Origin of the sequence: uncultured Jannaschia sp., from assembly GCF_947494025.1 — a bacterium.
GTDB lineage: Bacteria > Pseudomonadota > Alphaproteobacteria > Rhodobacterales > Rhodobacteraceae > Jannaschia.
The window spans coordinates 52,770-73,714 of sequence record NZ_CANLTQ010000005.1; the positions used below are offsets into that span (position 1 = coordinate 52,770).

Annotated in this window: 16 protein-coding genes; 9 read left to right on the top strand and 7 right to left on the bottom strand. The window is 67.6% G+C overall.

Features of this window, described 5'->3' with window-relative positions; all coding sequences use genetic code 11:
- Positions 1-26 precede the first annotated feature (26 nt).
- Positions 27-1,526: a CoA-acylating methylmalonate-semialdehyde dehydrogenase gene (locus Q1B08_RS09410; RefSeq protein ID WP_299817466.1), complete on the bottom strand. Its 1,500-nt coding sequence runs from the start codon at positions 1,524-1,526 to the stop codon at positions 27-29.
- Positions 1,527-1,750: 224 nt separating this feature from the next.
- Between Q1B08_RS09410 and coxB the strand changes: the two genes are divergently transcribed.
- The 7 genes from coxB (at position 1,751) to Q1B08_RS09445 (ending at position 11,088) form a co-directional block, all read left to right on the top strand.
- Positions 1,751-2,800: a cytochrome c oxidase subunit II gene (coxB, locus tag Q1B08_RS09415; protein WP_299817468.1), complete on the top strand. Its 1,050-nt coding sequence runs from the start codon at positions 1,751-1,753 to the stop codon at positions 2,798-2,800.
- A complete protein-coding gene (ctaD, locus tag Q1B08_RS09420; protein ID WP_299817470.1) occupies positions 2,797-5,370 on the top strand; it encodes a cytochrome c oxidase subunit I in 2,574 nt (857 codons plus the stop codon). Before coxB ends, ctaD begins: the two co-directional genes overlap by 4 nt.
- Complete coding sequence (locus tag Q1B08_RS09425) at positions 5,367-5,813, top strand: hypothetical protein (RefSeq protein WP_299817472.1); 447 nt, start codon at positions 5,367-5,369, stop codon at positions 5,811-5,813. The genes ctaD and Q1B08_RS09425 overlap by 4 nt, the downstream gene beginning before the upstream one ends.
- Positions 5,810-6,376, top strand: coding sequence for a cytochrome c oxidase assembly protein (locus Q1B08_RS09430; RefSeq protein WP_299817474.1), 567 nt, complete (start codon positions 5,810-5,812; stop codon positions 6,374-6,376). The genes Q1B08_RS09425 and Q1B08_RS09430 overlap by 4 nt, the downstream gene beginning before the upstream one ends.
- Positions 6,373-7,419: a c-type cytochrome gene (locus Q1B08_RS09435; RefSeq protein ID WP_299817476.1), complete on the top strand. Its 1,047-nt coding sequence runs from the start codon at positions 6,373-6,375 to the stop codon at positions 7,417-7,419. Before Q1B08_RS09430 ends, Q1B08_RS09435 begins: the two co-directional genes overlap by 4 nt.
- A gap of 83 nt (positions 7,420-7,502) precedes the next feature.
- The gene (locus Q1B08_RS09440; protein WP_299817478.1) at positions 7,503-10,040 is read left to right on the top strand and encodes an NAD-dependent epimerase/dehydratase family protein; all 2,538 of its coding nucleotides are present in this window, start codon (positions 7,503-7,505) and stop codon (positions 10,038-10,040) included.
- 10 nt (positions 10,041-10,050) lie between these two features.
- Entirely contained in the window at positions 10,051-11,088 is a 1,038-nt protein-coding gene (locus Q1B08_RS09445; protein ID WP_299817480.1) for a sodium:calcium antiporter, read from the top strand.
- Between the two features lie 70 nt (positions 11,089-11,158).
- On the opposite strand, the gene Q1B08_RS09450 is transcribed toward Q1B08_RS09445, so the two are convergent.
- The 6 genes from Q1B08_RS09450 to Q1B08_RS09475 all read right to left on the bottom strand — a co-directional run bounded on the left by Q1B08_RS09450 (position 11,159) and on the right by Q1B08_RS09475 (position 17,429).
- Positions 11,159-12,235, bottom strand: coding sequence for a sensor histidine kinase (locus Q1B08_RS09450; protein ID WP_299817482.1), 1,077 nt, complete (start codon positions 12,233-12,235; stop codon positions 11,159-11,161).
- Between the two features lie 31 nt (positions 12,236-12,266).
- A complete protein-coding gene (locus tag Q1B08_RS09455; protein WP_299817484.1) occupies positions 12,267-12,824 on the bottom strand; it encodes a methanogen output domain 1-containing protein in 558 nt (185 codons plus the stop codon).
- Between the two features lie 177 nt (positions 12,825-13,001).
- Positions 13,002-13,796 carry an SDR family NAD(P)-dependent oxidoreductase gene (locus Q1B08_RS09460; RefSeq protein WP_299817486.1) on the bottom strand — a complete coding sequence of 265 codons (795 nt, stop codon included), beginning with the start codon at positions 13,794-13,796 and terminating at the stop codon, positions 13,002-13,004.
- A gap of 1 nt (position 13,797) precedes the next feature.
- Positions 13,798-14,991: a zinc-dependent alcohol dehydrogenase gene (locus tag Q1B08_RS09465; protein ID WP_299817488.1), complete on the bottom strand. Its 1,194-nt coding sequence runs from the start codon at positions 14,989-14,991 to the stop codon at positions 13,798-13,800.
- A 1-nt stretch (position 14,992) separates the two neighbouring features.
- Positions 14,993-15,715, bottom strand: coding sequence for an SRPBCC family protein (locus Q1B08_RS09470; protein ID WP_299817490.1), 723 nt, complete (start codon positions 15,713-15,715; stop codon positions 14,993-14,995).
- 502 nt (positions 15,716-16,217) lie between these two features.
- Positions 16,218-17,429: a spore photoproduct lyase family protein gene (locus Q1B08_RS09475; protein WP_299817492.1), complete on the bottom strand. Its 1,212-nt coding sequence runs from the start codon at positions 17,427-17,429 to the stop codon at positions 16,218-16,220.
- A 591-nt stretch (positions 17,430-18,020) separates the two neighbouring features.
- Between Q1B08_RS09475 and Q1B08_RS09480 the strand changes: the two genes are divergently transcribed.
- Both Q1B08_RS09480 and Q1B08_RS09485 read left to right on the top strand, forming a co-directional pair.
- Positions 18,021-19,406, top strand: a complete 1,386-nt coding sequence (locus Q1B08_RS09480) for an aspartate aminotransferase family protein (protein ID WP_299817494.1) — start codon at positions 18,021-18,023, stop codon at positions 19,404-19,406.
- A gap of 246 nt (positions 19,407-19,652) precedes the next feature.
- A complete protein-coding gene (locus Q1B08_RS09485; protein ID WP_299817496.1) occupies positions 19,653-20,945 on the top strand; it encodes a sorbosone dehydrogenase family protein in 1,293 nt (430 codons plus the stop codon).

Here is a 20,945-nt window from a genome sequence, read left to right on the forward strand (position 1 = left end):
CGGACCCGTTCGGGGCGTGGCGTCCCCTACCCCATCGTCGGCATGACGAATTCCGGGTCGGTGCGCACGCCGGTGGGCCAGCGCGTGGTGATGGTCTTGAGCCGGGTGTAGAAGCGCACGCCCTCGGGGCCATGCATGTGGTGGTCGCCGAAGAGCGACTGCTTCCAGCCGCCGAACGAGTGGAACGCCATCGGTACCGGGATCGGGACGTTGACGCCGACCATGCCGACCTCGACGTCATGCGCGAAGGTGCGCGCCGCGTCGCCGTCGCGGGTGAACAACGCGACACCGTTGGCATAATCGTGCCGGTCGATCAGCTCGACCGCCTGGGCGTAGTCCTTCCGGCGCACGATCGACAGGACGGGGCCGAAAATCTCCTCGCGCCAGATCGTCATGTCGGGGGTGACGTTGTCGATCAGCGTCGGCCCGACGAAGTAGCCGTCCTCATAGCCCTGCGGCGCCTTGAAGCCGCGGCCGTCGACGACGATCTTCGCGCCCTCGGCCTCGCCCTTGTCGATCAGGCCGAGGATCTTCTCCCGCGCCGCCTTGGTCACCACCGGCCCCATGTCGGAGGCGCGGTCCGCGGCCGGCCCCACCTTCAGCGCCTCGATCTTCGGCACCAGCCGCTCGATCAGGGCGTCCGCCACCTGGTCGGTCACCGGCACCGCGACCGAGATCGCCATGCAGCGCTCGCCCGCCGAGCCGTAGGCCGCGCCCATCAGCGCGTTCGCCGCCATGTCGAGATCGGCGTCGGGCAGGATCACCATGTGGTTCTTGGCCCCGCCCAGCGCCTGCACGCGCTTGCCGGCCTTGGTCCCCGTCTCGTAGATGTAGCGCGCGATCGGCGTGGAGCCGACGAAGCTCACCGCCTTCACGTCCTGGTGTTCCAGAAGCGCATCCACCGCCGTCTTGTCGCCCTGCACGACGTTGAAGACGCCTGCCGGAAGCCCCGCCTCGGTCAGCCAGTCGGCGATCAGGAGCGAGGCGGAGGGGTCGCGCTCGCTGGGCTTCAGCACGAAGGTGTTGCCCACGGCCAGCGCGACCGGGAACATCCACATCGGCACCATCGCCGGGAAGTTGAACGGCGTGATCCCGGCGACCACGCCGAGGGGCTGGCGCAGCGAGTGGCTGTCGACGCCCGTGCCGACGTTCTCGGTGATCTCGCCCTTCAGGAGGTTCGGCGCGCCCACCGCGAACTCCACCACCTCGAGCCCGCGCGTGACCTCGCCCACGGCGTCGTCGTGGGTCTTGCCGTGCTCGGCGGAGATCGCCTCGGCAAGCTGGTCCATGCGGTCCCACAGGATCGTCTTGAACCGGTCGAGGATGCGCGCGCGGCGCAGCGCGGGGGTGCGCGACCAGTCGGACCAGGCGGCCTTCGCCGCAGCGACCGCACGGTCCACCTCCTCCGGCGAGGCCAGCGCGACCGTGCTGGCGCTTTCGCCGGTGGCGGGGTCGTAGACCGGCTGGCTGCGGCCGGACGAGCCGGGCGTGCGGGTGCCGTCGATGTAGTGGGCGATCTCTGTCATTGTATGCTCCTCCAGTGCGTCGTCCCTCTGTTGCATGACCGAAACGGCTTATGAAGCGTCACGAGCGACGAACCGGAGCCGAACCCTCCGCCGGGCCGGCGCGACCCTGCCGAACCGGGCCATCGCCGCCGCCCTCCGGCCGGGATGCGGTGCCCTGACGCTGCGGCTGACGAAATGCGTCCCCGCTCTTGCGCGGCCCGGCCGGAATGAGCGACATCCTGCGAATGTCGTTCGCAATCGATCCCTCCGACCATTGCGGTGCGACCCGGGCGGGGCATCACCGGGCACGCCGCCCGGGCCGCGCCCGACGGGTTCTGCCGCCGCTCCTGATCGTGGCGCTGGCCGGGTGTCAGGGTCGGCAATCCGTGCTGAACCCGATCGGCGAGGACGCGGTCGATCTGGCCACGCTGTTCTGGGTGATGCTGGGCGGCGCGGTCGTGCTCTGGCTGCTGGTCACGGGGCTGTTCATCTACGTCACCCGCTTCCGCACGGCCGAGATGTCGCGCCGCTGGGCAGAGGCGCTGATCATCGGCGGCGGCGTGGTGTTCCCCGCTACCGTGCTGGCCGGGCTTCTGGCCTATTCGCTGCCGCTGATGGCCACGCAGCGCATGGCCGGCGACGGATTGGTGGTGCACGTCACCGGCGAGCAATGGTGGTGGCGCGTCGTCTACGAAACGCCGGAAGGCGCACGCGTCGTTTCGGCCAACGAGATCCGCCTGCCGGTGGGGGAGCGCACGGCGTTCCGCCTGACCACGAACCAGATGATCCATTCGTTCTGGATCCCCGCGCTCGGCGGCAAGACCGACATGATCCCCGGACGCGAGAATGTGATGTCGCTCAAGCCCATAGAAACCGGCGTGTTCCGCGGGCAATGTGCCGAGTTCTGCGGGGCGAGCCACGCGTTGATGGCCTTCGAGGTCGAGGCGATGGCGCCGGAAGCCTTCGAGGCTTGGCTGGACCGCGAGGCGCAGGATGCCGTGCCCCCCGCGAGCGCGGCCGCCGAACGCGGCGCGGCGATCTTCGCGGCCGAGGGTTGCGGCGCCTGCCACACGGTGCGCGGGACCGACGCCATCGGTCGGGTCGGCCCCGACCTCACACATGTCGGCAGCCGTCACTCGATCGGGGCGGGCATCCTGCCCAACCAAGTGGAGGCCATCGCCGACTGGATCCAACGAACCGAGCATCTGAAGCCGGAGGTCGATATGCCGCAATACGACCATCTTTCGCGCGAAGCGCTTCTCGATCTCGGCCATTACCTGAAGGGGCTCGAATGACCGAGGAAACGCGCGCCCCCCGCGATCTGCGCCCCGAGGGGCCGTACCCCCCCACCGAGGAGATGCTGGCCGAGCCGGTTCCCGAGGACGTCCAGAAGGGCCAGCGCGAGCGCCTCCGTGCGCCGTGGAAGACGCCCGAAGGCTGGCGCTACTGGTCGGCGGTGAACAATTCCGAGGTCGGCGTCTGGTACACGCTGACCGCCTTCGGCTTCATGCTGCTTGCGGGCATCCTCGCGCTTCTGATGCGGCTGCAGCTCGCCGTGCCCGACAACGACATCCTGGACGCGGATCGGTTCAACCAGTTCTTCACGATGCACGGCTCGGCGATGATGTTCCTCTTCGCCGTGCCGATGTTCGAGGCGTTCTCGATCCTGATCCTGCCGGCCTTTCTCGGGGCGCGGGACATGCCGTTCCCCCGGCTCTCGGCCTACGGCTACTGGTCCTTCCTGATCGGCGGGGTCTTCGTGCTGGGCTCCGTGCTCTTCGACGCTGCGCCCAAGGCGGGGTGGTTCATGTATCCGCCCCTTGCCACGGAGGAACTGGGGATCGGGTCGGACATCTGGCTTCTGGGCCTTTCGTTCATCGAGGTGGCCTCCATCGCCGCCGCGGTGGAGCTGATCGTGGGCACGCTGAAATGCCGGCCGCCGGGGATGCGGGTCAACATGATGCCGCTCTACGCGTGGTACGTGCTGGTCGTGGGCGGCATGATCCTCTTCGCCTTTCCGCCGCTTATCGCCGGCGACTTCCTGTTCGAGCTGGAGCGGTCCTTCGACTGGCCGTTCTTCGACGCGACCCGCGGCGGCGATCCGCTTCTATGGCAGCACCTGTTCTGGATCTTCGGCCACCCGGAGGTCTACATCGTGTTCCTCCCCTCCATCGCCATCGCCGCGATGATCGTGCCGACCGTCGCGCAGCGGCCGATCGTGGGCTATTCGTGGATCGTGCTCTCGGCCGTCGGCACCGGTTTCCTGAGCTTCGGGCTCTGGGTCCACCACATGTTCACGACCGGCCTGCCGACGATCTCGCTCGGGTTCTTCTCCGCCGCCTCCGAGGCGGTGGTGATCCCCACCGGCATCCAGCTCTTCGCCTTTGTCGCGACGCTGATGGTGGGGCGGGTGAAGATGTCGCTGCCGATGCTGTGGATCTCGGGCGCGCTCGCCATTTTCGTGGCCGGCGGGCTGACCGGCGTGATGCTCGCCATCGTGCCGTTCAACTGGCAGGTCCACGACACCTACTTCATCGTCGCGCATCTGCACTACACGCTGTTCGGGGGCATGGTCTTCCCGGTCATCGCGGGCGTGTACTACTTCTTTCCGTTCATCGCGAAGCGCATCCTGTCGGAGCGGCTGGGCCGGATCGCCTTCTGGCTCGTCTTCGTGGGCTTCAACGTGACCTTCTTCCCGATGCACATCGTCGGGCTCGAGGGCATGCCCCGCCGCGTCTTCACCTATCCCGAGGGCGCGGGCTGGGGCTTCTGGAACATGGTCTCCACCCTCGGCGCGTTCGTCGTGGCTGCGGGGTTCGCGGTGTTCGTCTACGACCTGTTCCGCCCGAAAGGGCACCAGGGGATCATCCCGCGCAATCCGTGGCGCGCCGGCACACTCGAATGGTCGCACCAGATCCCCGACGAGGCCTGGGGCGTCCGCTCGATCCCCTACATCACCTCGCGCTATCCGCTCTGGGATCAGGAGCAGATCGTCGAGCGCATGGATGCCGGACGCTACTACCTCCCCGACGCCGAGACGGGCGAGCGGGAAACGCTGGTGACGAGCGTGATCGACGCGCGGCCGCTTCACATCCAGCCGGTGACCGGCCCCGCCTGGATCACCCATGTCGCGGCGGGCTTCACCGGCGGCGCGTTCATCTTCCCGACCTTCCACCTCTACCCGCCCGCCATCGTCTGCGCCGTCCTCGCGGTGGCGGCGATCATCTACTGGCTCTGGACGTCCACCGCTCGTCCCCCTGCGCAAAGGATGCGTGACGCGGGACTCGGCCTGCGCCTGCCGACCTATGCGAGCGGGGTGAACGCGCCGGGCTGGTGGGGCGTCTGGATCACCATGCTGGGCGACGCGACCGCCTTCGCCTCGCTCGTGTTCGGGTTCTTCTTCTACTGGACCGCCCGCCCCGACTTCCCGCCCGAGGGCGCACTCCACGCCGCGCCGGTCTGGGTCGCGCTCGCCACGGGGGCCTTCGCGCTCTCGTGGGGCGCCACCGTCGCGGCGCGCCGTGTCAATCGGGACGGGGCGGAGGGCCGGGCGATGGCGCTTCTCGCCGGCGGCGCCGCGCTCACGGTTCTGGGCGGCGCCGCGGTGATCCTCTCGGTCCTCGCGCTCGACCCCGTCTCGCATGTCTATCCGGCGCTGATGTGGGCGCTGATGGTCTGGCTCGTCGCGCATGGCGGCGTGGGGCTGGTGATGCAGCTCTACTGCGTGGCCGGGCTCGCCGCGGGCAAGCTGACGCGGGACTTCGACGCCGATCTGTGCAACATCACCCTCTTCTGGCACTTCCTCGCGCTCACCGCGGTGACGGTCGGGGCCGTGCTGGGCATCGCGCCGAGGCTGTTCGGATGATCGACGGCAGCCACGACACCTCCCATACCGAGGACCGGGCCGCCCCCCGCCCGAAGGAGGAGAAGCGTGCCTTCGCGGAAGAGAAGGCCAGCCTCTGGCGGATCACTTTCGGGCCAGCGATCTGGGCGATCCACTTCGTCGCGAGCTACGGGGCCACCGCCGTGTTCTGCGCCAAGTTCGGCCACGGCACCGAGAGCATCCTGCCCTTTCGCCTTTCCGTCGGCGCCGCGACCCTTCTCGTCCTCGCCGCGATCGCCTGGCTCGGCTGGCGCTCCTGGCAGCAATGGGGCTACCTGCAGACCGGCGATTACGAGAACGCCCTCGCCAACGAAGAGGACCGGACGGAATTCCTGGGCCACGCCGCGTTCCTGCTGTCGATCGTCAGCTTCGTCGGCGTGATCTATACCGGCCTGCCGGTGCTTTTCGTGGAGAGCTGCCGGTGAGATGGGCCGCGATTTCCGGGACAGCCGTGCTGGCGGCGCTCTGGATCCTGCCGCTCGACCTCCTGATCGGCCGGGCCTTTCCGGTTCACATGCTGCGGCACATGGGCCTCGTCGCGGTGGCCGCGCCGCTTCTCGTGCTGGGCCTGCCCCGCCTCGCGGCCCTCTTCGGCGGCGCCCCGATCCTCGCGGCAGCGGCGGAATTCGCCGTCGTCTGGGGCTGGCACCTGCCGGCCTTGCACGGCTGGGCGCGCACGACCCATCCGGGCTTTGTTGCGGAACAGGCGAGCTTCCTTCTCGTCGGGCTCGCCGTCTGGGCCGGCGCGCTCACGGCGCCGCCGCTCGCCGGGGCGGGCGTCCTGCTCCTCACCTCGATGCACATGACCGCGCTCGGCGCGCTGCTCACGCTGGCGCAAACGGACGTCTATTCCGAAATCTGCCGCACCGTGCCCGACCTGACCGGACAGCAGGCCGGGGGGTTGCTGATGCTGGTGATCGGCACGCCAATCTACCTCCTGGCCGGGCTCGCGCGGGTCGCCGGCACGCTCAGGGAGCAACCGGCATGAGATATGTCCTCCTCACCCTCGCCGCGCTGGCGGCGCTCGGCCTCGTCGGCGCGGGGGCCGTCGTGGGGCTGGGCCTCTACAACGTCTCCGCCCGTGCCGGGCACTGGCCGGGCGTCCCATGGGTCCTTCACACGACCTACAACCAGTCGGTCCGCCTGCGTGCGCCGTCGGAGGGCGAAGTCCCCGACCTGAGCGCCCCGGGTCTGGCCGAGCTCGGCGCCGGCCATTTCGAGAGCGCCTGCGTCTTCTGCCATGCCACTCCCGACACGATGCAGACCGCCACCGCCACCGGAATGAAGCCCCGGCCGCCGCACGTGACCGACACGATGGAGCATTGGGAGCCGCGTCACCTGCACTGGATTCTGCAGGAAGGCGTGAAGATGAGCGGCATGCCGCAATGGCCCGCCGCCCGCGCCGACGAGCCGTGGGCCGTCGTCGCCTATCTGGAGCGGGTAAGGGCCGGGACCGCGCCGGACGTCGCGCCACCGACTGAACTACCGGCCGACGCCCCCGAAGCGCTCGCGTATTGCGCAACCTGCCATAATATCGACGGCCGCAGCGACTGGCCACAGGTGCCCCGCCTCGACATCCTCGACGGCGATTACATGACCTCCGCGCTCTCCGCCTATCGCGACGGCATCCGTGGCAGCGGCTTCATGCAGCACGCCGCGACCGCCGTGCCCGAACCCGCCCTGGCCGAGCTTGCCGCATGGTTCGCCGCGCAAGACGCGGCGGGGCCGGGCCTCGGCGGCGACGCGGCCCTCGTCGAGGCGGGTGAGGAACTCGCGCGGCAGGGCACGGGCGAGATCCCCGCCTGCATCGTCTGCCACGGGCCCGGTGCCCGCGAGGACAAGCCCGCGATGCCCGACCTCGCCGGACAGCACGCGACCTACCTGCGCACCCAGCTCCACCTCTGGCGCGACGACGGGCGGGGCGGCGGAACGCGGGCGAACCTGATGGTCAAGGCGGCGCAGGATCTCGCGGATTCCGACATCGACGCGCTCGCCGCGTGGTACGCCTCGCTGCCTCCCGGAGGAAACTGACGCGCCCGTTCTCGGAACGGAGGCGCGGGCCTCGCGTTCGCCCCTGAGAGATCGACGAAACCGATGCCGATGACGGGGAAAGCATGCCGCCAGCCGAGACCGCGCCACAGGCCGACACGCGAACCGGACCGGCGACGGGACCGGGGAACGGCACCGACGAGCGCCCGCTCGTCCTCATCACCGGCGCGAGCGGGTCGATCGGCGCCGCCCTCGTCCGCCGGTTGCAGGACCGCTACCGAGTCGTCGGCCTCGACCGCGACGGGGAGGGCGCGGATTGCCCGCTGATCGTCTTCGACCTGACCTCGCCCGACTCCCTGCGCGAGGCGATGGCGGAGTTGCGACGCGATCACGGCGACCGGATCGCCGCCGTGATCCATCTCGCGGCGTTCTTCGACTTCACCGGCAAGGACAACCCGCTTTATCAGGCCGTCAACATCGACGGCACGCGGCACCTACTCGACGCGCTGCAGGGTTTCGAGATCGGTCGCTTCGTCTATTCCTCGACCATGCTCGTCCACCGCGCCGTTTCCCCCGGCGAGCGCGTGGACGAGAATACCCCGATCGAACCCGGCTGGGCCTATCCGAAGTCGAAGGCCGGCGCCGAGAAGGCCATCGCCGAAGCCCGCGGCGACATTCCCGTCGCGATCCTGCGGCTCGCCGGACTTTACGACGAGGAAAACGCGGTCCCCACACTGTCCCATCAGATCGCGCGCATCTACGAGCAGGGGCTCAAGAGCCACCTGCATTCCGGCGACCTCGATGCCGGGCAGGCCTTCATTCACCAGGAGGACATGCTCGACCTGTTCGAGGCGGTGATCGAGCGGCGCGACGACCTGCCCCCGGACATCGCGATCCTCGCCGGCGAGGAGGAGGCGGTGAGCTACCGCCGCCTGCAGGACGCGATCGGGCGCGAGATCCATGGCGCCGAGACGTGGGAGACGCTGACCCTGCCGCAATCGGTGGCCAAGCTCGGCGCCAAGCTTGAAGTGGCGTCGGAACCGGTCGTCCCCGACGACATCGACCAGGGCAAGAAGCCGTTCCTGCGCCCCTTCATGATCGACCTGTCGCGCGACCATTACGCGCTCGACATTTCCCGCGCGCGGCACCTGCTCGGCTGGGAGCCCAGACACTTCATCCTCGACACGCTGCCCGCGATGATCGCGCGGCTGAAGCTCGACCCGGTGGCCTGGTACAAGACGAACGGCGTCACGCCCGGCCGCGAACTCGAGGCGGAAGCGGAGGTCGCCGACGACCCGACCGACCTCCGGGCGCAGCACGACGCCTGGGCCCGAGCGCAGCATGCAGAGAACCGCTGGGCTTACTTCCTCTGCATGGCCCTCGGCTCATGGCTGATGGTCGCGCCGCCGATGCTGGGCTACCATTCGCCCTGGATGACGGCGTCGAGTGTGCTGGGCGGGCTCGCGGTCCTGATCCTGGGCTTCCTGTCGCTGTCCTGGCGGCTTCCGATCGCCCGCTGGGCGATGGCCGTCGTGGGCGTGCTCGTCATGGCTTCCCCCATCATTCTTTGGGCGCGGGAAGCGGGCGCCTATATCAATGCCTTCCTCGTCGGCAGCCTGATCGCGGGCTTCGCGGTTTCGCTGAAACCGATCCCCGGCGTCTCCCCCGCCGCCTCGCGGACCGGGCCGGACATGCCCCCGGGCTGGAGCTTCAATCCGTCGAGCTGGACGCAGCGGGCGCCGGTCATCCTTCTCGCCTTCGTCGGCCTCTACGTCTCGCTCTACCTTTGCGCCTACCAGCTCGAGCTCATCGACGGCGTGTGGGAGCCGTTCTTCACCGGCAACCCGGCGGATCTGCAGAACGGCACCGAGGAGATCATCACCTCCGACGTGTCCCGCGCCTGGCCGATCCCCGATGCCGGCTTGGGCGCCATCACCTACGTCCTCGAAATCATCGTGGGCCTGATCGGATCGGTGCGCCGCTGGCGGACGATGCCGTGGCTCGTCCTCCTGTTCGGTATCATGATCGTGCCGCTCGGCGCGGTGTCGATCACCTTCATCATCATCCAGCCGCTCGTCATCGGCACCTGGTCCACGCTCGCGCTGATCGGCGCGGCGGCGATGCTGGTGCAGATCCCTTACTCGCTGGACGAGCTGATCGCGGGCGTGGGCTACCTTTGGCGGCGCTGGAAAGCGGGCGATCCGATCCTGTGGGTGTTCCTGCGCGGCGGCACCGATGAGGGCGCGGCGCCCGAGACCCGCGCGGACGAGTTCGACCGCGGCCCTGGCGCGGCCTTCGCCGACATGTGGCAGGGCGGAGTCAGCGTGAACTGGGGCCTCGGCCTTTGCCTTGCCGCCGGCCTGTTCCTGATGCTGACCCGCCTTCTCCTCGGCACCGAGGGGCAGCTCGCCAATGCCGACCACCTAATCGGCGCGCTCGCCATTACCGTGTCCGTCACCGCCACGGCGGAGCTCGGCCGGATCGTGCGGTTCCTCAACATCCCCCTCGGCCTCGCCGCCTGTCTGACCCCGCTGATCCTCGACGGCGGCGGGTTGCTGCAGATCGTCTTCGGCGTCTTGGCAGGTCTCGCGCTCATCGTCGGCGCGATCCCGCGCGGGCGGGTGACGAACCGCTACGGCGCGATGGAGCGGATGATCCTGTGACGCGCGCCGCATGATCGACTTCACCGCCCTGCCTATTCTCGCCAACCTCGGCATCTTCGCCGCAGCGGCTTGCGCCGTCTGGTTCGCCGGCACTCGGCTGGCGGGCTATGCCGACGAGATCGCAGAGCTCACCGGCATCGGGTCGGCCGCAGTGGGCATGATCCTTCTTGCGGGCATCACCTCCCTGCCCGAGATCGCCGTTTCTGTCAGCGCGGGCTTCACCGGGTCGGCCGCCCTCGCCGTCAACAACCTCCTAGGCTCCATCGCCCTACAGGTGGTGGTGCTCGCCATCGGCGATTGGGTGCTGGGGGGTCGGGCGCTCTCCTTCGTGATCGGCAACCCGGTCGTGCTGCTGCAGGGTATCTTCGGCGCCCTCCTGATGGCCGCGCTCGCCGGCGCGGTCGGCGTGGGCGACGTTGCGTTCCTCGGTGCGGGTGTCTGGTCTCTGGGCCTCGCGGCCGCGGCAGTCGGTCTGATGTGGTTCGCCGCCCGTGAGGCCAACAGGGGCGAGCTCGGCTGGACGCCGGCGAACATGCCCGATCTGGGCGACGTCACCGGCGAGGGCGAGCCGCCGGATACGTTGAAGAAGGCGCTGCTCCTCACCGGCGCGATGGCCGCGATCATCCTCGTCGCGGGCTTCCTGCTGTCGCAGACCGGCGACGCCCTAGCGCAGCAGACAGGACTCGGGCAATCCTTCATGGGCCTCACGCTCGTCGGCCTTGCCACCTCCCTGCCCGAGGTCTCGACCCTTGTGGCCGCGGTCCGGCTCAAACGCTACACGATGGCCTTCGGCGACATCTTCGGCACGAACATCCTCAACGTCGCGCTGATCTGGCTGATCGATCTCGCCTATCCGGGCGGCCCGGTCCTTTTGGAGGTTGGCCCGTTCAGTCAGGTCGCCGCCGTTCTCGGCGCGATCCTCACACTCCTCTACGTCGCTGGCCTGATCGAGCGGCGGGACGAGACGCTGGGCCGGCTCGGCCTCGACAGCTGGGCGGTGATCGCGGTCTATCTCGGCGGGCTCGGTCTCCTCTTCACCCTGCGCTGACCGGCCGGAGGCCTTGATGCCTGCACGAGATCCGAACCGTTTTGCTCCATCGCGTCCCGGCTCGCGCGTGTCAGTGAACGCGGGAGCTCAATGGGTACTCGTCCGCTTCACGTGGCGTGAAGGTGAGTTGCCAGGTGGTGCCGCTTTCGACGCTCCGCACGATCTCGCCGCGAATCTGCTGTGCAAGCGCTTGCAGGATGCGTGTCCCTTGCCCGCTCTCGCAGGTATCCGCGGTGGCGCCCACCCCGTCGTCCTGCACCACCGCCTTGAGCGTCTTGCCGCCGTTCTTGCCCAGCCGGATCCGGATCGTGCCGATACCCTGCGGAAAGGCGTGCTTCAGCGCATTGGTAATCAGTTCGTTGATGATCAAGGCAAGCGGGGTCGCATCCGAAATATGCAGTCGCACCGGCGTCAGATCGCGTTGAATGCGGACCGTACCCGGCACCAACGCGGTTTCGAGCTCCGCGCAGATCCGGTCGATGAGTTCGTCCGCGCGCACGAAATCGGTCTCTTGATTGCGGTCGAGGAGGTCGTGCACCGTGGCGATTGAGAGGATCCGTCGCTCCATATCCTCGAGCGGACCGGCGATCTCGGGATCGTCGAGCCGGTTCCGGTTGAGCCGCATCAGGCTGAGCAGAAGCGCGAGGTTGTTCTTGACCCGGTGGACCAGTTCCTGCCGCATGCGTCGCTCGCTTTCGAGCAGGCCGGTCAGCAGCACTTCGCTTCGCGACCCCTCCGCCAGTTGAACATTGAGATGCCGGATCAGGCGTCGATGATGCTCGAAGGAGCGTTCGCGATGCCTGTCGGAAGTGACGAGGATATACAGGCTTCGTGGGTCATTCGGCTCGATCAGGAAGGCACGCCCTCGCATCGGGATGCGAAGCCCCGCATGGCGCCCGGACTTGCGGGTCAGCGTGATCGGCTGCCAACCCGAACTGCCAGCCAGCCGACGTATGACGGCACGGACTTCCTCGGCGGGTTCCGACCAGAGGCCGGCGAACTGCCCGAACGCTTCGGTATCGCCCGGTTTCGCCCCAATCAGATCGCGAGCCTCCTCATTGGCAAAGATCACGGTTCCGGAGATGTCGATGATCGTGATCTCGCGATCGAGCAGATCCAGCGCCTTCAGGCAGATCATATCTGACATTGTCCGCTCCGTGCGGTCCGGTATCAACGTCCTATATACTTAGGTCTGCAGGAACCCGGAAATATTCGCGTTCATCCGGCATGACGTTCTCCCTCGGCACGAGATGTACGACGATGTGGCATTCCCCGTGCCCCTGAGCGATCGTCCGCTCAAGTCCGACGCGCGCATAGCCGAGATTGTCTGCGGCGATGCGCCCGAACACGTTGGAGGTCATCATGCAGAGCGAGGTCCGGCCTTGTACGTAATGTCCGAATGGACAGTTCGTGTTGCCGAGCACGATCTGCTTGGCATCGATCGATTTGATATAGAATCCGCCTTCGAGACGCTGCTTTAGATGGACCAGAACAGCGGCAACCGTGCGGATGTCGAAATCCTCAGGTCCTGCTTTCGCGTGATAGGCCGTGTTGATCCAGTCGCCGATCGCCGCACCTACGGTCGCGACATAGCCACTTGCCTCTTCGACGCCCACGATGGCTTCGATCGTGCCAGTCAGCTCACGCAGCATCCGTCGGAAAAACAGATCCCGGTCAAGAGCGATTTCCGCCTGGGAGACGATTTGCTGCGCTTCGCACGAGGGGTTGTCCCGCATAACGATCATCCTGCTTGGCTATAGCGAACAAGGGATTCCCTTTATTTCATAGTCCAGCTGTCCGTTCCCGGACAAAGATGAGCGAAAGCGGCTTTGCGCCAAAAAAATGCAAATACGGTTGCAGCCGGGGCGTCCTGCGCCCCGGATGATCGATGTAACTTGGCGGACGGTCCCGGATCAGGTGTTCTCAGCCGTCCCCGGCTCCGCCATCTTGCGGTGCATCTGCGCCAGCACGGAATCAGGAATGATACCCGCGAAGGTCGCCTGCACCTTGCTCATGAACCCGGAAGCGACCTGCCGCGTGCCTTTCTGCATCGCGTCATAGCCGGTTCGCGCGACCATCGCCGGATCGTCCTTGGAATCGTCCTGCCCGACCGAGCTGTCCATCAGCTCGCCGCGGGCGAAAAACTCCGTGTCCGTCGGCCCCGGCTCGAGGCAGGTGACGGTCACGTTCGTCTCCTTCAATTCGTTGCTCAAAGCCTCCGAGAAGCTGTCGAGGAACGCCTTGGTCCCGTTGTAGACTGCCTGAAAGGCCCCCGGAATGAACCCCGCGATCGAGCCGACGATCAGGATGCGTCCGGCGTCGCGGGTGCGCATCTGCCGCCCGACCTTGTGGACGAGCGAAATCGTTCCGGTCACGTTGGTATCGACGACGCGCTTGGCCTCTTCGAAGTCCTGGTCGAGGAACGCATGGCCGAGCCCGCGGCCTGCATTCGCCATCAGCACGTCCACCTTCCGGTCCGCGATCTTTTCCCACAGCACCGTCACGCCATGCTCCGTTCCAAGATCGGCCTGCACCACCTCGACCTTGGTGCCGAGCTGAGCGAGCTTGCGTCCCGCCTCCTCGATCTTCGCCTCGTCGGCGCAGATCACCAGGTCATAGCCGTCGGTCGCCGCGATCTTGGCAAGCTCGTATCCGATGCCCGTCGAGGCGCCCGTGACGACCGCCAGTTCTCCAGTATGCTCGGCCATGTCAGACCTCCGGTTTCAGGACGACCTTGGTCCAGTCGTTCTGGTTGTCCTTGAAATTCTTGTATCCCGTCGGCGCCTGCTCCAGCGGCAGGCGATGCGAGATCATGAACTCGGTGTCGAGATCACCTGTCTCGATCAAACCCAGCAACTCCTTCAGGTAGGCCTGCACATGGGTCTGTCCGGTCTTTATCTGCAGCCCCTTCTCCATCATCGCGCCGAGCGGGAACTTGTCGAGGAACCCCCCATACACGCCCGGCAGCGATACCCGGCCGCCTTTGCGGCACGCGAAGATCGCCTCACGGAGGGCACCACCGCGATCCGCGCCGATGCCGATCTTCTGCTTCACCGTGTCGGAAATATTTAAGAGATGCGTCTGCGTGTCGGGCGAGAAGCCGTGGCTCTCCATCCCGACGGCGTCGATCACCGCGTCGGGGCCAAGCCCCCCGGTCATCTCGCGCAAGGCCTCCGAGATGTCGGTCTGCTTGTAGTCGAGGATTTCCGCGCCCAGCTTCTTCGCCAGCGCCAGCCGGTTCGGGTAGTGGTCGATGGCGATCACCCGATGCGCGCCCATCTTGAGCGCCGACTGGATCGCGAACAGGCCCACCGGCCCGCAGCCCCAGACCGCGACCGTGTCGCCATCCTCGATGTCGGCGTTGTCCGCAGCCATCCACCCCGTCGGCAGGATGTCCGACAGGAACAGAACCTTGTCGTCTTCCAGATGATCCGGCACGACGATCGGACCGATATCGGAATAGGGCACGCGCACGTATTCCGCCTGTCCGCCGGGAAAGCCGCCGGTCAGGTGCGAATAGCCGAACAATCCGCCCATCGCCTGACCGTAGAGCTCCTCGCTCATGTCCTGCTTCTCGACCGGATTGGCGTTGTCGCAGGCCGAATATTGCTGCGCCTTGCAATGGAAGCAGCCCCCGCAGGAGATGGTGAACGGCACCACCACCCGTTGGCCCTTTTTCAGGGTCGATTTCGACCCGACATCGACGACTTCGCCCATGAACTCGTGGCCAAGGATGTCGCCCCGCAGCACCGCCGGGATCACCCCATCGTAGAGATGCAGGTCCGAGCCGCAGATCGCCGTCGAAGTGACGCGAATGATCGCGTCGCGTGGATTGACGATCTCGGGATCGGGAACCGTGTCGACGCGGACGTCGTGCTTGCCGTGATAGGTCAGTGCGCGCATGTCAGGCGTTCTCCTTCCGGTTGGCCGAGGTCGCGACCTCGCCTGCTTCCATCAGCATCTTGAGCCGCTTCAGCCCGTGACGGAGCTGCTGTTGCGGCGAACGGCGGACGAGATTGGCGACGGCACGGCCGGCGGCGCCCGCGGGCGGCACGTAGACCAGGTCGAACTCGACATAGGTGCCGCGTCCGGCAGGCGCGTCGCGGAACGTGACCTCGCCGCGCATCTCGATCGGTGAACCCGGCACGGAGGCGTAGGCCAGCCGCTCGTTCTCCCGGTCGTCGGTCAGTTCGACCTCGACCTCGATTTCCTGTCCGAAGGCCCCCGCGAAGGTCCAGTGCGAGCGTGTTCCCTCGGCCCGCACGGTGCGAAGGTTTTCCATGAATTTCGGCTGGTTCGAGAGATCGCGGAAATAGGCGTAGACCTCTGCGCGCGGCTTGCCGATAAGGATCGACTTTCCGGCCACGGCGAAGCGACCCTTCCAGGCGCCGCCCTCGCGGAAGCGCGGCTCGGCATCGTCCGGCGGACGCGGCGTGTCGGGGCGGTTGCGGATATAGGCCATCCCCGCCAACGCGGCGAGCGCGGCCACGCCGACGCCTACAGCGACCCCCGTCGCGGGCGAAATGCCGCGGTTCCGCCAGAAGTCGCCGCGATGCTCGGGAACGGTCACCGGATAGATCCGCCGCTCCGGCGGGTCGCGCATGATGTATCTCTCGTCGCGTTCCATATCAGTCTCCACTCTTTCGTCCTTGGGTCCGGCCTTGAAACCGCCACCGGGGCGCCGGCGCAGGGCCCACCGCTGCGGCTACGCCTGTCAGTTCGAACCGGGCATCTGCCGGGCCGGGCGACCGAGGCATGCGATCGGTGTGGCTTCGTTCGGGACCGCTAGTTCCGTGTCGTCGCAACCCGTCCGGCCGGGCGAAGTTCCCCGCCGATCCGCGAAGGCGGTGCTGCGAACGTCCATCGGGATGTCCCCCCCGTTCTTGCAGAACCGCAAGTTGCTAAGGGGCTCTGCCACCCTCGACGCCTCTTCCGCGGCGGAGCGTGGTCCTGTCCAGGGAAGCGGGCGGGGAACACGAGGGATGAACTTCCGGGCAAGATCCTCAAGGATCAGCCCGCGCTCGCCCACAGAGTCGAGGCGCTCGACGCCGGTCGCGACGGGGCCTATCGCACCCGGCTTTGGGTAGGTCCAGCCACCGAGCATGGGCCACCGCGGCATCGCACAGGGCTCAGGTCCAGTAGAGAAGCTGCGCATCGGGCAGATGGCGGGCGATCTGTCCTTCCAGCACATTCCGCATCTCGCGCATGAGGGGCGCGGGATAGACGTATTTGCGACCGCCGAACTTGTTGCGCTTTACCGTGCGGACGGCCTCGTCCATCTCCAGATCGGTGGCCGGATACCATCCCAGCAAAACCTCGCGGGAGCCCGGTGTGAAACGATGCGTAATGAGCTCGGCGGTGACGTCCGTGCCGGACGGCAGAGCGGCGGCGGCGGCGGCGAACAGGCTGTCGTAGGCCGCCTCCCAATCGGCGATTGGCATGATCGGGGCGACGGTCAGTCCGACCTTGTAGCCCACCCGGGCAAGGCGGCCCATCGCGTCGAGCCGGGACTGCAGCGGTGCGGTGCCGCCCTCGAAGCGGCGCGCGATGTCGTCCGCGTTGACGGAGAAGCGCGCGCGGGTTCGGCCGCCATGCCGCGCAGCTTCGAGCGCGGCGGTGTCGGCGAATTTGGTGGTGAAGCGGAGCGAAAGGTCTTCGTTCCGCGCCCCGAACCAAGAGACCGTCTCCGACAGGCAATCCGACAACGGCTCGAGCGCGAGAGGATCGGTATAGCAGGACGCCTCGAAGGTCGTGCCCTCGGCGGCGCGGGCGGCATCGGTCGAGGTGATCCTGCCCTGCCCCTCGAGCGGCGGCAAGCGGTCGAGGATCTCGGGCAGATTGGCGAACAGGCGGGTAACGGGCGGTCCCTTCAGCGAACCGGCGAGGTAGCAGTACTGGCAATGCGCCGGGCAGCCGGTGGCAAGGTCGAAGCGCCAGTCGGCCGAGGGAGGGATCGGCTCGGGCCGCATGGCGCTTTCGGACGCGACGGTGACGGCGAGCGTGGTCTTGGCGCGGCGATACTCGGCCCGGGGGTCGTCATCCTTCAGGCCGGTGATGCGGTCGCCCTTGAGCTCGACGATTTCAGCACCCATCGCAGCGGCGCGCTCGGCGACACGGGCAGCCATTGGCCAGTCTCGGGCGGCGCGGGTGAGCAGCACGCGGCGCGGGCGGAACGGGCGGTGCGCGGCCTGTCCGCGCGGCAAGCGACGGGCGAGAGTCTCGGGATCCTCGCGCGCGCCGGTCGTGCGCGACGGCGCGATATGAGGGGCATCTACCATGAAGACGAACACGGAGGTGAGCAGGTCGGATCCAGCGGCAATCGGGCACAGGGACCGGAGCACGGTCTGGACCGCGATGACTGTACCGATCGCGGTTGCAACTCTCCAATATTCGCAGGGTTTTTGTTGCCGTGAACTTCGAAAGGGTCGACAAACGAAGAAGGACGACGTGCAACGACTGAAAAGGGCGCAAGGCGGATGGAAGGGATTGCTGAGGATCGGCCTTGCGGGGCGGTGCTCGCCACTTCGACCTGTGGAACGACACGCAGGTCGACCTCGGTGCGCTGGTCGCCACCGCGACGAGGTTCGGGCAGAACGCCGCGATTGCGCTCGCCAGCCCCTGGTCGTGCCGGCCGAGGTCATCGGGGACGAGCGCTTGACCGACCTGATCGGCGCCCCTGAATGGCGCCCAGGGATCGTCACCACGGCCGGAGCGAGGCGCGGCGCGGCGCGCAGACGCCTGTCCTATCGCGTCGCGATATGCGAAAGGGAAGGAGACGGGTCGAGGCACAGGGTTCGACGGGATGAGGCCCCTTTTCGAAAGGACGTTCGACGGACCGCGCCGGTTTCGTTTCCGGCCTGCGAGAGCGGCGCCGGCCGCCCGCTCCGGCCCCGCCTGTTTTGCCGTCTGAACCTCATGTCACGGAGCTTCTCATGACCAAGATGTCCAACTCCCTCGTCGCCTCGGACATGGCGCATTCGATGCACCCCTACACCAACATGCGAGCGCACGAGCGCGACGGGCCGATGATCATCGCCCGCGGCGACGGCATCCATGTCTACGATGCGGGCGGCAAGGAATACATCGAGGGGATGGCAGGGCTCTGGTCGGTCGCGCTCGGCTTCTCTGAGCCCCGTCTGCGGGAGGCCGCGACCCGGCAGATGGAGGCGCTGCCCTACTACCACAGCTTCGCCCACAAGGCGCATGAACCGGCGATCCTGCTGGCCGAGAAGCTGGCGGAAATGTCGCCGGGCGATCTGAACCGCGTGTTCTTCACCAATTCCGGGTCCGAGGCCAACGACACCGTCGTCAAGATGGTCTGGTTCATGAACAACGCACTCGGCCGGCCCGGGAAGAAGAAGTTCCTCGCCCGCAATCGCGGCTATCACGGCATCACGGTCGCCTCCGGCTCGCTGACGGGGCTGCCGTCGAACCACCGCGACTTCGACCTGCCGGCGATCCCGGTAACGCACCTGACCTGCCCGCATTTCTGGCGCGAGGGACAGGCCGGCGAAGACGAGGCCGCCTTCACCGCGCGGCTCCTGAAGGAGGCGGAGGACACGATCCTCGCCGAGGGGCCGGACACCATCGCCGCCTTTATCGGCGAGCCGGTGATCGGCGCGGGCGGCGTGATAACCCCGCCCGAGGGCTACTGGCCGGGCATCGCCGCACTCTGCCGAAAATACGATATTCTTCTCGTCTCCGACGAAGTCATCAACGGGTTCGGGCGGCTCGGCACCACCTTCGGCTGCGAGCGCTACGACTTCGTGCCCGACATCATGGTGACCTCCAAGCAACTCACTTCCTCCTACATGCCGCTGGCCGCGATCATGGTATCCGACAAGGTCTACGACGCCATCGCGGACAACACCGACAGGATCGGGACGTTCGGCCACGGCTTCACCGGCTCCGGGCACCCGGTCGCCACCGCCGTCGGGCTGGAGAACCTGACGATCATCGAGGAGCGCGACCTGATCGGGAACGCCGCCCGTCTGGCGCCGATCCTGCAGGACGGGCTGCGCGAGCGTTTGACGGACAACCCGCTCGTGGGCGAGATCCGGGGCGTCGGCCTCATCGCGGGGGCTGAAATCGTGGCCGACCGCGATGCGAAGGCTGCCTTCGATCCGAAGCTCGGCATGCCCGCCCGCGTGACCCGCTTCGCGCAGGAGGCAGGACTGATCTGCCGGCCGGTCTACGACACGGTCTGCCTTTGCCCGCCGATGATCGTGAGCGAGGACGATATCGGCCGCATCCTCGACCGGTTTTGCGGCGCCATCGAGCAGACGGCGGACTGGGCCCGGACCGAAGGCCTGATCTGAGGTCGAGGCCCATTCACACTACGTCGCCATCCCCGGTCCGCCGGGGACGGCCCGTTCGGAGATTACCCGACCTCCCTTCCTGAAGGACCGACCACCCTCGGATGCGGGGGCGTGACGGGCAAAGGCGATCGCAGGCGCGCCCTTCGTCGGGGAACATCGTTCGACAAGCGCCGCCCGATCGTGCACGGACGGGCAGGGCCTCGTCGCGCGAGGCCGGTAAATCGACGAAGGAGGCGGTAGGGCAAGATGGATATTCTGGCACGGACGACGGCACTGGTCGGCGGCACGATGGTCGCGTTGCGCCGGTTCGCCGCGCCCGGCATGCAGGCCGTGGGCACGACGCCGACGATCCCCGAGGCGAAGTCGCAGGGGATCATGACGCTGAAGATGCCGCTCGCGAAGGGCTGGGAACCGGGCCACGTGCCGACAGCGGCGCCGGGTCTTGCGGTCAACGCCTTCGCCTCCGGCCTCGACCATCCGCGCTGGATCGAAGTGCTGCCGAACGGCGACGTCCTCGTGGCCGAGTCGAAGGAGCAACCGGGCAAGCCCAAGACCCTGTTCGACCGGGCGGCGCAGGCGACGATGCGGCGCGCCCGAGCCATCGGCGACAGCGCCGACCGCATCACGCTCTGGCGCGACCCCGATGGCGACGGCGTGGCGGAGACGCGTAAAGTTTTTGTGGAGAACCAGAGACAGCCCTTCGGCATGGCCCTCGTGGACGGCACCTTCTATATCGGCAACACGGACGGGATCGTGGCCTTTCCCTACACGGACGGCGCGACGCGGCTGGACGGGACCGGCCGCAGGCTCGTCGAGTTCAAGCCGCACGGCCACTGGACGCGCAGCCTGATCGTCTCGCCCGACCGCTCCAAGCTCTATGCGGGCGTGGGATCGCTCACCAACATCGCCGACCAGGGCATGGCGGCGGAAGAGGGACGCGCGGCGATCTGGGAGCTCGACCTCGCGACGGAGAAGGCCCGCATCTTCGCGTCCGGGCTGCGCAATCCCGTCGGCATGGCGTGGGAGCCGTCGACGTCGACGCTCTGGACCGTGGTGAACGAACGTGACGGCCTCGGCGACGAAACGCCGCCCGACTACCTGACCTCGGTCCGCGACGGCGGCTTCTACGGCTGGCCCTACGCTTACTGGGACCGCATCGTCGACGACCGCGTGCCGCAGGATGCGGCGCTCGTCGCCTCCGCGATTACGCCGGACTACGCGCTCGGCGGGCACACCGCCTCGCTCGGCCTCTGCTGGATGCCGGCGGGGACGCTGCCGGGCTTCCCGGACGGGATGGTGATCGGACAGCACGGCTCCTGGAACCGGTCGACCCTGAGCGGCTACAAGCTCATCTTCGTGCCCTTCGCGGGGGGCAAGCCCGCGGGGCCGCCGCGCGACATCCTTTCCGGGTTCCTTTCCGAGGACGAGAAGATCGCCTATGGTCGCCCCGTCGGCGTGACGATCGGGCCGGATGGCAAGTCGCTGCTGATGGCCGACGATGTCGGGGACGTGATCTGGCGCGTGTCCGGCGCGGCATGA